This window comes from Actinoplanes subglobosus, from assembly GCF_042650585.1.
GTDB lineage: Bacteria > Actinomycetota > Actinomycetes > Mycobacteriales > Micromonosporaceae > Actinoplanes > Actinoplanes subglobosus.
Window position 1 is genome coordinate 25963 of record NZ_JBHSBL010000035.1, and the last position, 12122, is coordinate 38084.

Below are 12122 nucleotides of genomic sequence, written 5' to 3' on the forward strand. Positions count from 1 at the left end.
ACCAGGTCAACACGTCAAATCACCGGCCACCGCCGAAAGCGGCAACCGCCAGGTCAACACGTCAGATCACCAACCGGCGCCGGTAGCGCCACGTCGCCAGGAACCAGCCGCCCACGGCCCAGAGCAGCAGGTAGAGCACCTGCCACACGGCGGACGGTCCGGGGTCTAGACCCAGGGTGGCGGCACGGCTCAGGTCGACGCCGTGCCAGAGCGGGAGCGCCAACGCCACCCAGCGCAGCGCCGTCGGCAGTGACTCGATCGGGAAGAACACCCCGGAGAACAGTGACATCGGCAGCACCGCGAACCGCATCAGGATCCCCAGGTAGCTGTCGCTGGTCACCGACGCCGTGTAGGCCGCCACCGGGGTCGCGAGCGCCGCGCCGAGCAGCAGTGACACCGGTAGCACCGCCACCGCCCACCCGGACCGCAACGCGCCGAAGGCGAACGCCACCAGCAGGAACGCCGTGGTGCTGACCAGCACCCGGAACAGCATGAACGCCAGATGGCCGCCGACGATGTCACCGACCCGCAACGGCGCCGCCGCCTGCGCGAAGTAGGTCTTGACCCAGGTGAAACAGCTCATCACCGGCCACGTCGACTCGGCGACCGCGACCTGCGCGGCGGTGCTGGCGATCAGGCCCGGCACCATCCACTCCAGGTAGGTGACCCCGTCGACACCGCCGGAGACGAGACCGCCGACACCGAGACCGAACCCCAGCATCGTCAGCAGCGGCAGCACCAGCGACGAGAACACGCTCGCCCGCCAGGTCCGCCGGTAGTTGACCAGGTGATACTCCAGCACGTAGGCCGACGGGGTCATCAGTCCACCAGCGTCCGGCCGGTGAGGCGGAGGAAGACGTCCTCCAGGCTGCTCCGGCGCACCAGCGAACTGGTCGGGCTCAGCGACCGCCGGTGCACCTCGGCCAGCGCGTCGTCGCCGTCGGTCACGTAGAGCAGCACCCGGTCGGGCAGCACCTCGGCCCGCTCGCCGATGCCCTCCAGCTTGCCCGCATAGGTCCCCTGGTCGTCGGTCGGGAACCGCAGCTCCACCACCTCACGGGTGGAATGCGCCTCGATCAGCTCACGCGGCGAGCCCTCGGCCACGATGCGTCCACCGTCCATCACCACCAGCCGGTCGCAGAGCTGCTCGGCCTCATCCATGTAGTGGGTGGTCAGCACCAGCGTCACGCCCTGCTGCTTGAGCCGGAACAGCCGCTCCCACACCAGGTGGCGGGCCTGCGGGTCGAGGCCGGTGGTCGGCTCGTCGAGCAGCACCAGATCGGGCTCGTTGACCATCGCCCGGGCGATGGTGAGCCGCCGTTTCATCCCGCCGGACAGCGGCTCCACCTTGCTGGCGGACCGCTCCCCCAGCTGCACGAAGTCGAGCAGCTCGGCGGCACGGGCCCGGGCCACCCGCCGCGGGATGCCGAAGAACCGGGCGTAGGTGACCAGATTCTCCAGAACGGTCAGCTCGGGATCGAGATTGTCGAGCTGCGGGCAGACACCGAGCCGGGCACGGATCCGCGGACCGTCGCGCCGCGGGTCCATGCCGAGGATGCTCAGCACCCCGTCGGTCGGTGGGGAGACACAACCGATCATGCGCATGGTCGAGCTCTTGCCCGCGCCGTTGGGCCCGAGGAAGCCGAACGCCTCCCCGGCCCGCACGTCGACGTCGATCCCGTCGACCGCGGTGAAGTCACCGAACCGCTTGATCAGCCCGCGCGCGTGGATGAGGGAGTTCACGACCCCGACCCTACGGAAGGGGTACGACAAGTTTCAGTCCACGGCCTCGGTGGCCGACCGCGCCGTCCCGACCAGCTCGTCGGTGGCCCCGACCACCTCGTCGGTCTCCACCGGCGTACCGGAGTCGTAGCGGACCGCCCAGCTGAGCCCGTTGCGCCCGCTGACCCGCCGGCCCACCACCCGGACCGCGCCCTCCGGCAACGAGTGATGCGACGTGTACGCCACCGAGCGGGTCACCCTCGCCCGCACCTGATCGGGCAGCTCCCCCGGCTCCAGGAGCAGGAACGACACCACCGGCCCGTCCACCAGCACCGTGTAGCCCTCCCGCTCCACGGCCACCTCGGCCGGCGTGATCCGCAGCTCGCGCCCCGACCACGCCGCCTTGTGGATCTCGTGCCAGCCCAGCCGGTCGACCGCCGACGGCAGCCAGATCCCGTGGTTGGTGGCGACCACCACGTCCTCCGGCGACTCGGCGACCTGGCACCAGGCCACCACCCGCTCCTCCGCCGCGAGCGGGGGCCGGGACGCGGCCGGCAACGAGGGACGCCGTCGGAAGAGCCTCACAGTTCACCTGCCGCCTGCTCGCGCAGGGCCCGTGCCTGCTGTTCGAGTGAGAAGAGCTCCCCGGCCAGGGCAAGGTACTGATCCTTGCTGGTCACCGGGTTCAACCGCTGGACCTTGGATTTCAGGTCGCGGATGCGGGTGGCCAGCGCGCCACCCTGCAGCCGGGCCAGGGTGACCTGCACGTAGCGCGGGTCGACCGCTCCGTCGACGTAGAGCGGCTCCACCGCCAGCTCGCCGACCAGCATCTGACCGCCCATGTCGGCACACGCGTCACGGACCTTCTCGATCCACACCACGCCACCGGTGGCCGAGCACACCCCGCCGGCCTGGGCGACCGCCTCGCGGACCGACTGGAGGACCTGGTCGCCGTAGTTCTCCGGGCCGACCGCGTCGAACATCGGCCCGGCCAGCACCGGCTCCTGCAACGCCAGTTTCAGCGCCTCCCGCTCGACCCGCCGCTGCGGCGAGTCGGCGGACGCCGGTGACCGGGGCGCGCGCTGCTGCTCGGCGGCCTCGCCCCGCAGAGCGTTGTTCACCGCCCGCTGGACGGGGTCGAGATCCATTCCGAGGTCTCCGGCGAGCTTCCGCGCGTACTCCGGCCGCTTCTCCCGGTCCTTGATCTTGGCGACCAGAGGCGCGGCACGCCGCATCGCCTCGACCCGGCCCTCCACCGTGTCGAGATCGAAGCGCGAGATGGTCTGCCGCAGAGCGAAGTCGACGAGCGGCTCCCGGCCCGCGATCATGTCGCGGACCGCCAGATCACCGCGGGCCAGCCGCAGCTCACAGGGGTCCATGTTGTCCGGCGAGACGGCGATGAAGGTACGCCCCACGAAGCGCTGATCCTCCTCGAAGGCCCGCAGCGCCGCCTTCTGCCCGGCCGCGTCCCCGTCGAAGGTGTAGATGATCTCGCCGGTGAAGCTGTCACTGTCCATCAGCAGCCGGCGCAGCACCTGGATGTGGTCGACACCGAACGCCGTGCCACAGGTCGCCACCGCGGTCGGCTCGCCCGCCTCGTGACAGGCCATCACGTCGGTGTAACCCTCGACGATCACCGCCCGCCCGCGCTTGGCGATCTCCCGTTTCGCGTGGTCGATGCCGTAGAGCACATGCGACTTCTTGTAGATCGGCGTCTCCGGCGTGTTCAGGTATTTCGGGCCGTCGTCGTCGTCGAACAGCTTCCGCGCGCCGAACCCGATCACGTCGCCGCTCAGGTCGCGGATCGGCCAGAGCAGCCGCCGCCGGAACCGGTCGATCAGCGACCCCGAACGGGCCGGTTTGGACAGCCCGGCCGCGGTCAGCTCCTCCGCGGTGAACCCCTTGAGTCGCAGGTGCTTGCTCAGCGCGTCCCAGCTGTCGGGGGCGAAGCCGCACCCGTATCGTTCCGCCGCGTCCCGGCCGAACCCGCGCTCGGCGAGGAACTCGCGCGCCTTCCGCGCGCCGGGCGATCCGAGCTGGTCGCGGTAGAACTCGACGGCGGCCGCGTGCGCGGCGATGAGCCGCTGTTTCTGCCCGGCCTGCGGCCGCGGGGCGGGGGCGGCACCGGTCTCGGTGTCGTAGCGCAGCTGGAGCCCCGCCTTGCCGGCCAGTCGCTCGACCGACTCGATGAACGACAGGTGCTCCGCGTCCATCAGGAACTTGATCGCGTCGCCACCCTGGCCACAGCCATGACAAAAATAGACATTCCGGGCAGGTGAGACGTTGAACGACGGAGTCTTCTCGTCGTGGAAAGGGCACAGCCCTTTCAGGTTTCCGCCGCCCGCCGACCGTAGAGTGACCGTCTCGCTGATCACGTCCACGATCGAGGTCCGGTCGCGGACCAGTGCGATGTCCTCGTCCTTGACCCTGCCCGCCACGGCATACATCCTGCCTCGCCCGGCCGGTCACCCGCCAGCAGGGTCGGCCCGTGTCCCGATGATCGCGGAATGCCAGGCCACGGCGGCGTGGTCGGTCAGGGACGCGACCTGGTCGATCACCACCCGGAGGGCGGCCCGGTCGTCGGCGGCGGCCGCGTGCAACGGGCGGAAGAGCGGATCCAACCGCTCCGGGGTACGGACCAACGCGTCCACCAGCTCCACGAGGATGGTCCTCTGCTGCTCGTACCACCGCTCGGCGGCCCGGGATCGCATCACGTAGCGCAGCGCCATGCCTTTGAGCAGCGCGCACTGGTTGCGGACGGTCCTCGGGACGATCAGGTCGGCGGCGTACCGGCGCAGCGGCTCGGTGCCGTAGCGGCTCTGCGTGGCGCCGACCGCGGAGGCGACGAACCGGCCGGTGAGCACGCTGGTCATGCGTTTGAGGGCGACCAGGGAGTGGTAGTCGCCGTCGTATCCGGCGACCCCGGCGACGGCGGGATCGGACAGCAGGAGGTCGAGGGCGGCACCCAGATCGTCGAGGCTCTCGTCGGAGTAGGTGGCGGCGACGTCGGCGCAGAGGGCGGCCCGTTCGGCCGGGTCGCCGATCAGGTCGCGCAGCGCGATGTAGCCGCCGTGCACCCCGTCCTCGACGTCGTGCACGGAGTAGGCGACGTCGTCGGCCCAGTCCATGACCTGCGCCTCGAGGCAGCGGCGTTCGTCGTCGCGGCCGTCGCGGAGCCAGGTGAAGACCGGTTCGTCGTCGGTGTAGACGCCGAACTTGCGGCGGCCGGGCGTACGGAACCACGGGTATTTGGAGCAGGCGTCGAGCGTGGCCCGGGTCAGGTTGAGGCCGGCGCCGGGCACCTTCGCCTCCAGCCGGGTGAGCACCCGCAGGGTCTGCGCGTTGCCCTCGAAGCCGCCGCACGACCGGGCGGCCAGGTCGAGGGCGGCCTCGCCGTTGTGACCGAACGGCGGGTGCCCGATGTCGTGGGCGAGACCGGCGACGTCGACGATGTCGGGGTCGCAGCCGAGGCGGGCGCCCATCTCGCGGGAGATCTGGGCAACCTCGAGGGAGTGGGTGAGCCGGGTCCGCAGGAAGTCGTCGGACCCGGCGGTGTGCACCTGGGTCTTGGCGGCGAGACGACGGAATCCGGCTGAGTGCAGGACCCGGGCCCGGTCGCGCTGGTAGGGGGTACGTCCGTACCCGCTGTCCTTGGCGGGCTCGGCTGCCCATCTCTGGGCGTCGGCGGCCGTCATGATCTCCACCCTAAGCCGTGTGTCCCGGTTGCCGATGGGTCAACCGTGGGGATCTCCATCGTCGGCCGTCTCGTGGTTCTCGGCGCCACCGGCCTGTTCTCGGTGGCGCTGGTGACCGGCTTCGCCGTGCGCAACTCCGAGGACCAGAGCGCCGCGAACGAGGAGATCGCCGGTGTCAGCTCGGCGATGAGCAACCAGTGGAACGCCGACATGATGCACGACGCGCTGCGTGCCGACGTGATGTCGGCGATGTTCGCGACGACCGAGGCGCAGCGCACCGAGTACGAGGTCGACGCCGTGGCCGAGCATGCGCAGACGATGCTCGACAAATTCGACGAGGCGTCCCAGCAGGTTCCGGCGGATCTGCGCCCGGAGTACGAGACGACCCGCGCGGAGATCATCAAGTACGGGGATCTGGCGAAGTCGGCGGTGGCCACGGCGGCGACCGACCGGGCGGCCGCGCAGCAGTCGCTGGCCGACTTCCTGGCGCAGTTCTCCGCACTGGAGGAGAGCCTGGGCGGGCTGGACGACGCGGTGCTCAGCGAGGTCAGCCACGCCAGCGCGCGGGGCCGGGAGGCCGGAGAGGACAGCACGACGTTCATCCAGTGGGCCGCGGGCATCGCGAACCTGTTGACGCTGATCGTCTGTGTGCTGACCGTGCGGGCGGTGCGGCAGCCGCTGCGCGGCATGCGGGAGACGTTGCGGAAGCTGGCCGGGCGGGATCTGACGGTACGGGCGCCGATCGTCAACCGGGACGAGTTCGGCGAGATGGCGCGGGCCCTGAACGACGCGATGTCGGAGATCCAGGGCACGGTGGCGGCGACCGCGGAACGGGTGGGCAGCCTGACCGCGACCAGTGTCGAGCTGCAGACGCTGGCCGGCGAACTGGACGGCTCGGCCGAGCGGACGTCGGCCGAGGCACGCAACGCGGACGCGTCGGCGGTGCACGTGTCGGATTCGGTGGGCGACATGATGGCCGCCACCGAGGAACTGTCGGCGTCGATCCGGGAGATCTCCCGGCAGACAGCGACGGCAGCGTCGACGACGAACGAGGCGACGACCAGCGCGAACCGGACGGCGGAGGCGGTGGGCCGGTTGAGCGAGGCGAGCCGGGAGGTCGGCGACATCGTGCAGATGATCACGAACATCGCCGAACAGACGAACCTGCTGGCCCTGAACGCCAGCATCGAGGCGGCCCGGGCCGGGCACGCCGGCAAGGGGTTCGCGGTGGTGGCGACCGAGGTCAAGGATCTCGCCGGGGAGACCGCGCGGGCGACCGGGGAGATCACCGCGAAGATCCACGCGATCCAGGAGATGACGACCGACACGGCGAAGGCGATCGAGGCGATCACGGCGGTGATCGCGCGGATCGACGACGGCCAGCGGACGATCGCGGCCGCCGTCGAGGAGCAGTCGGCCACCACCGACCTGCTGGCCCAGAACGTGGGGGCGGTGCAGTCCGCGGCCTCGGACATCAGCGGCACGGTCTCGCACATCACGTCGTCGAGTGCCTTCACCGCCGAGGGTGCGAACACCACCCGCAACTCGGCCGGCCTGGTCAGCACCGCCGCCGACGAGATCCGCGGCCTGATCGGCCAGTTCAAGTACTAGGGCTTGGAGCTCAGTACGCAGAACTCGTTGCCCTCCGGGTCGGCGAGGACGACCCACGGCACGTCGCCCTGACCGATGTCGACGGATCGGGCGCCCATCCCGACCAGCCGTTCGACCTCGGCCTCCTGGTCGTCCGGCCGCAGGTCGATGTGCAGCCGGTTCTTGCCCCGCCGGGCGTCGGCGACCGGGGTGAAGAGCAGCCCGGGCATCTGGTCGGGGGTGGGCCGGATCTCCACCTCGTCGGGCGCCTCGTTCACGATCACGTATCCGAGCGCCTCGGCCCACCAGCGGGCGAGCCGCGCCGGGTCCTCGGCGTCCACCACGACCTGCTCCCACCGACTGGGCACGGACCCTCCCCTGATCGACATGTGACGAACAGGTTACGTGACGTCGCGATGGCCGGCCGGGGACAACGCGGTACCCGCCTCACGGTGACGGGCGGATGACGCACAGAACGTGCGACTTACGACCGCACGGTCACCGGAGGATGGCCCACGGTGGCGGGCGGTAAGCGCCCGAACGGGAGCTAAAGCGCTGAGGAGTGAAGTGCCCGGCGTCGACCACTGTCTACAAGAGGCCATGACGATTCCCGGCGCCGTCGGGGCCAGCATCGTCGACTACACGACGGGCTTCCCGGTCGCCACGACCGGCGCAGCGCCCAACGAGGACCACGAGGCCGCCGCGGCCGGTACGGCCGAGGTGGTCCAGGCCGCGAACAGCCGCTCGCTGTTCGTCTCGGCCGTACCGCACGACCTGCTGGAAGACCTGATCATCACCACCGCCGGGGGTTACCACCTCCTGCGGATGGTCCAGACCGAGTTCGACAGCCGCCTGGTGCTCTACGTGTGGCTGGACCGGGTGCGCGGCAATCTCGCCGTGGCCCGCCGCAAGATGCAGCGCCTGGCCGACGAACTGGTCGCCCGGCGATGACCCGCCCACTGACCATGAAGGAGCGATCGGTGGCCCGCACGAGGACCGCAGCGCCCGGGGACCTGCTCACGCGGGTCGCCGGCGCGCGGCAGACCGGGGCGCTGATGGTCGGCGGCCATCCCGGTGGTGCGGTCTACGTCTTCGAGGGCCGGGTCATCTACGCCGAGTCGTCGTCGGCACCGGGGGTCGGTGAGCTGCTCACCTCGTCCGGCCGGCTCTCCGGCCGCACCTGGCAGAGCGCGCTCGACCTGGGCACCTCGTCCACGCGGGTGGGGCGGCTCCTGGTCGAGCAGGGCCATCTCACCCAGGGTGAGCTGGAGTTGTGCGTGCTCGGCGCCACCTATGACGCGGCCTACTTCGTGCTGGCCGACACGACGGCGCCGACCGAGTTCGTTCCCGGCGCCACGCACTGGCTGGGACCGGTCGTGCACATCGACGCGACCGCCGTGGACCGGGAGGTGAAGCGACGGATCCGGCTGCTCGACGGGATCTTCCCGAACCCGCTGATCGACGTGGCGCCGGTGATCCCGGTGACCCGGCCACCGCGGGAACGGGTCGTGGTCACGGCTCCGCAGTGGGAGCTGCTGGTCCAGGCCGACGGGCAGCGCACCCCGGCCGACCTGGCGCAATTGCTCGGGCGGGCGGGTTACGCGATCATCCAGGAGTTGCGCCGGATGGCCGCCGCGGGGCTGATCGAGCCTCCCGAGATCCGGGTACCCGACTCGCCGGAGTTCGTGCGTCTCCCCCATCCGCGCGGGGCATCGGTCCCGCTGGTCCGGGGGACGGCGAGTCCCGTACCCGTCATCTCCGGCCCGGAACCGGCGGCCCGTCACCCCCCGCCCGCCGGTGACCCGCCGCCCGCGCCGGCGTCGTCACCGGGTGAGACCAGCGGCGGCCCGAACCGGCTGCCACGGCTGGCCCGCCGGAAACCCGGCGCGAAGCTGCCCAAGGAGATGGCAGGCGAGAGCCCGCCGGTGCACCAGGGCGCCGACGAGGTCCTGCTCAAGCGCATCCGCACCGCACTCAGGGCACTGCGGTGACACGCGCACCCCCGACCAGCCGAAGGAGCGAGGAAGAGGAATGACGGTGGACCCGGCGGTACTCGAGGAACTCGGGCGCCTGCGCAGCAGGTTGCCGGAACTGTCCGGCAGCGTCCTCGCCACCGCCGACGGGCTGGTCGTGGCACACGACTCGCACGGTATCGAGCCGGACACGCTGGCCGCGCTGGCCGCGGCCCATCTGGCTCTGGCGCGGCGGTTCGCGCACGCGGTCAATCACGGTGACCTGCGCGAATCCGTTGTGGAGTGCGACGGCGGCTACATCACGTCGTACACCGCGGGGCCGAACGCGCTGCTCACCGTGGTCACGTCGGGCGACGCGAACCTCGCCATGGTCCACCTCGAAGCGCGCCGGTGCGTACGCCGGCTGATCCGGATCCTCGCGCTGGAGACAGCGCCGTTGCGCCCGGAGATCCCCACGCAGTCCGGCCCCCCGGTCCCGCTCGCCCGGCGGACCCCGATGGCCACGCTGCCGAACATGGCCCGCCGCCGCCAGGCGACCGGCTGACACCACCCACCACAACGGAGGAACGATTCCCATGCCCGACATGGACACCGCACTCAAGGAAATCATGGAGATCGACGGCTGCATCGGCGTCGCGCTCGTGGACCACACCAGTGGCATGGCCCTGGGCACCCTCGGCGGTGGCAAGGAACTCGACCTGACGGTCGCCGCGGCCGGTAACACCGACGTGGTCCGGGCCAAGCTGCGGGCGATGGAGATGCTCAACCTCTCCGAGAAGATCGAGGACATCCTGATCACGCTGGACACGCAGTACCACATGATCCGGCCGCTGACGAGCCGCTCGGGGAAGGGCCTCTTCCTCTATGTGGCGCTGCGCCGGGACCGGGCGAACCTCGCGATGTCCCGCCACCAGCTGCGCCGCATCGAGAACGACCTCGACGTCTGAGCCTTCAGCCGTGATCGCCACCCCCTGGCGGGGAGGGCCCGCACCGCCCTCCCCGCCCCCGGCGGAATCATCGGCAGATCTAAAGCCTGTCGACGGCGCTCCGGATGGTTTCGGGGCCGCAGCCTTCCTGGAGGGCCCGGAGCTTCGCGCGCAGCCGCTGGGTTTGTCCCGCCGGGACTATCTGGCCCGCGCCCGGCGCGGCGGTTACCCCGAGGCGGTCCACCGGCATTCTGGAGACGATCTATCTGATCAGGGTCGTCGCCCGCCAGATCACCTGGACGGATTTCACGGTACGGCTGCATCACTACCGCGATCGGGATCAGTACGAGGTGGACGCCCTTGAGGACAACTCCGGCAGCGTCGTCGGTATCGAGGTGAAGGCCGCCGCCACGGTCGCCGGCGCCGATCTCCGCCCTGTGGACCACCGGACCGTAATCAAGGTTTCCGGGTTGTTTCCCCTTGCTGTCGGATCGAGGCGCGTGCATCCTGTCTTTGCAGCGCTGCAAAGGTGTGCCAGCACCGTGCGCCACGCCACATCCGTCTGTGAGGGCTTTGTGAGAATTCTCGGCGCACTGCTCGCCGCCATACTTCTGACCGCGGTTCCCGCTGTTCCGGCTCAAGCCTCGGCGCCGGTGACCGCCACCGACCCGGTGGCCCACGATCCGACGCTGATCAAGCAGGGCCGCTGGTATTACGAGATCATCACCGGGGACAGCGGCACCCGCACCTACCTGCCGATCCGCCGGTCCACCGACCTGATCCACTGGACGTACACCGGCACCGTCTTCGACACCCCGCCGGCCTGGGTGGTCGAGGAGCTGGGCGTGACCCCGGCCGACTTCTGGGCGCCGGACATCAACTACTTCGACGGCGAGTACCACCTGTACTACGCGGCCTCGTCGTTCGGCACCAACAACTCGGTGATCGGACTGGCCACCACGAAATCCCTGGACCAGCCGCAGTGGGTGGACCGGGGCATGGTCCTGCGCACCACCAGCGGCGTCGAGGACGTCAACGCGATCGACCCGGACGTCAGCTTCGACCGGGCCGGGAACGCGTGGCTGTCGTACGGCTCGTTCTGGGACGGCCTGCGGATGCGCCGGCTGGACGCGCGGACCGGGCTGCTCTCCACGACCGACACCACCGAGCACCGGATCGCCTCCCGGGGCGGCATGGCGATCGAGGGGCCGTCGATCACGTACCACGGCGGCTGGTACTACCTCTTCGTCAGCTTCGACTTCTGCTGCCGTGGTGTGAACAGCGACTACCGGGTGATGGCCGGCCGGTCCCGGAGCATCACCGGGCCGTACGCGGACGCCGCCGGCACGCCGATGACCGAGGGCGGCGGCACGCAGATCCTGGCCGGCTACAACGACTTCGCCGGTCCGGGCCACGGCGACGTCTACGGCGACCTGTTCGCCCATCACTACTACGACCGGGCCGACGGCGGCGCCCCGAAGGGCTCGATCCGCAGGATCTCCTGGGTGCACGGCTGGCCCCGGCTGTCCGACCCGCTCAGCGGCAACCGCGGGTACGGCCACGGCTCGGCCCACGTGCGGCTGGTCCACCGCGACAGCGACGCCGTCCTGGCCAACGCCTCCTGCGGTTACGAGGGCGCCGACATCACCCTCGCCGCGAGTGAGGCGGAGAACACCTGCCAGCAGTGGCAACTCGTCGACCGCGGCAACGGCCTGGTGAGCCTGACCAACCGGCAGAGCAACAAGGTGGCCGAGGTGGCCGCCTGCGTCGACGCCGACGGCGCCCGGGTGGCGCAGTGGGGCTGGCTGGCCAACGACTGCCAGCGGTTCCGGCTGGTCCCGAGCACCGAGGGCTGGTCGCGGATCGTCAACCCGCTGGCCGGCCGGGCCCTGCAGCCGGCCGGCTGTGGTGGGGCGGGCACGGCGGTGCAGACCTTCGCGGTCGGCGCCTGCCAGGACTTCCGCGTCCAGCCGGTCGGTGACGTGCTGCTCACCGACCTGGCGAACACGAAGCGGATCGGCGACCGCTGGCGGTTCACGCACGTCACCGACGGGTGGTACCGGATCGCCGCGCCGGGCGCCCGGCGGTCGCTCGACGGCACCTTCTGGCGGATCGAGGCGCTGACCACCGGCGGGTACCGGCTGGCCGGCATGAACGGCCGGACCAGGGAGGTCCTGCTGCTGACTCCGTGACCGTCCGGCCGCTCGGCGGTCACG

Annotated in this window: 12 protein-coding genes; 6 read left to right on the plus strand and 6 right to left on the minus strand. The window is 70.7% G+C overall.

Annotated features, from left to right (window positions below; genetic code table 11):
* Positions 1–61 precede the first annotated feature (61 nt).
* The 5 genes from ACFO0C_RS45900 to ACFO0C_RS45920 are packed head-to-tail and all read right to left on the minus strand — an operon-like array spanning position 62 to position 5417.
* Positions 62–820 carry an ABC transporter permease gene (locus ACFO0C_RS45900; RefSeq protein ID WP_378073190.1) on the minus strand — a complete coding sequence of 253 codons (759 nt, stop codon included), beginning with the start codon at positions 818–820 and terminating at the stop codon, positions 62–64.
* Positions 820–1743: an ABC transporter ATP-binding protein gene (locus tag ACFO0C_RS45905; protein WP_378073191.1), complete on the minus strand. Its 924-nt coding sequence runs from the start codon at positions 1741–1743 to the stop codon at positions 820–822. The genes ACFO0C_RS45900 and ACFO0C_RS45905 overlap by 1 nt, the downstream gene beginning before the upstream one ends.
* Positions 1744–1776: 33 nt before the next feature.
* Positions 1777–2307: a hypothetical protein gene (locus ACFO0C_RS45910; protein ID WP_378073192.1), complete on the minus strand. Its 531-nt coding sequence runs from the start codon at positions 2305–2307 to the stop codon at positions 1777–1779.
* A complete protein-coding gene (gene dnaG, locus ACFO0C_RS45915; protein WP_378073193.1) occupies positions 2304–4169 on the minus strand; it encodes a DNA primase in 1866 nt (621 codons plus the stop codon). Before dnaG ends, ACFO0C_RS45910 begins: the two co-directional genes overlap by 4 nt.
* Positions 4170–4187: 18 nt before the next feature.
* On the minus strand, positions 4188–5417 hold the full coding sequence (locus ACFO0C_RS45920; protein ID WP_378073194.1) for a deoxyguanosinetriphosphate triphosphohydrolase: 1230 nt from the start codon (positions 5415–5417) through the stop codon (positions 4188–4190).
* A gap of 45 nt (positions 5418–5462) precedes the next feature.
* Here ACFO0C_RS45920 and ACFO0C_RS45925 point away from each other — a divergent pair, with 45 nt between their 5' ends.
* Positions 5463–7028 (plus strand): methyl-accepting chemotaxis protein, encoded by a 1566-nt coding sequence (locus tag ACFO0C_RS45925; RefSeq protein WP_378073195.1) that lies wholly within the window; start codon positions 5463–5465, stop codon positions 7026–7028.
* On the opposite strand, the gene ACFO0C_RS45930 is transcribed toward ACFO0C_RS45925, so the two are convergent.
* The gene (locus tag ACFO0C_RS45930; protein ID WP_378073196.1) at positions 7025–7375 is read right to left on the minus strand and encodes a VOC family protein; all 351 of its coding nucleotides are present in this window, start codon (positions 7373–7375) and stop codon (positions 7025–7027) included. The genes ACFO0C_RS45925 and ACFO0C_RS45930 overlap by 4 nt on opposite strands.
* A gap of 232 nt (positions 7376–7607) precedes the next feature.
* Here ACFO0C_RS45930 and ACFO0C_RS45935 point away from each other — a divergent pair, with 232 nt between their 5' ends.
* The 5 genes from ACFO0C_RS45935 to ACFO0C_RS45955 all read left to right on the plus strand — a co-directional run bounded on the left by ACFO0C_RS45935 (position 7608) and on the right by ACFO0C_RS45955 (position 12098).
* On the plus strand, positions 7608–7958 hold the full coding sequence (locus ACFO0C_RS45935) for a hypothetical protein (protein WP_378073197.1): 351 nt from the start codon (positions 7608–7610) through the stop codon (positions 7956–7958).
* A gap of 29 nt (positions 7959–7987) precedes the next feature.
* The gene (locus ACFO0C_RS45940) at positions 7988–8998 is read left to right on the plus strand and encodes a DUF4388 domain-containing protein (protein ID WP_378073198.1); all 1011 of its coding nucleotides are present in this window, start codon (positions 7988–7990) and stop codon (positions 8996–8998) included.
* 40 nt (positions 8999–9038) lie between these two features.
* Positions 9039–9524, plus strand: coding sequence for a roadblock/LC7 domain-containing protein (locus ACFO0C_RS45945; protein WP_378073199.1), 486 nt, complete (start codon positions 9039–9041; stop codon positions 9522–9524).
* Positions 9525–9555: 31 nt separating this feature from the next.
* Positions 9556–9927 (plus strand): hypothetical protein, encoded by a 372-nt coding sequence (locus tag ACFO0C_RS45950; protein ID WP_109591698.1) that lies wholly within the window; start codon positions 9556–9558, stop codon positions 9925–9927.
* A 554-nt stretch (positions 9928–10481) separates the two neighbouring features.
* Entirely contained in the window at positions 10482–12098 is a 1617-nt protein-coding gene (locus ACFO0C_RS45955; protein WP_378073200.1) for a family 43 glycosylhydrolase, read from the plus strand.
* The last annotated feature ends 24 nt before the right edge of the window (positions 12099–12122 follow it).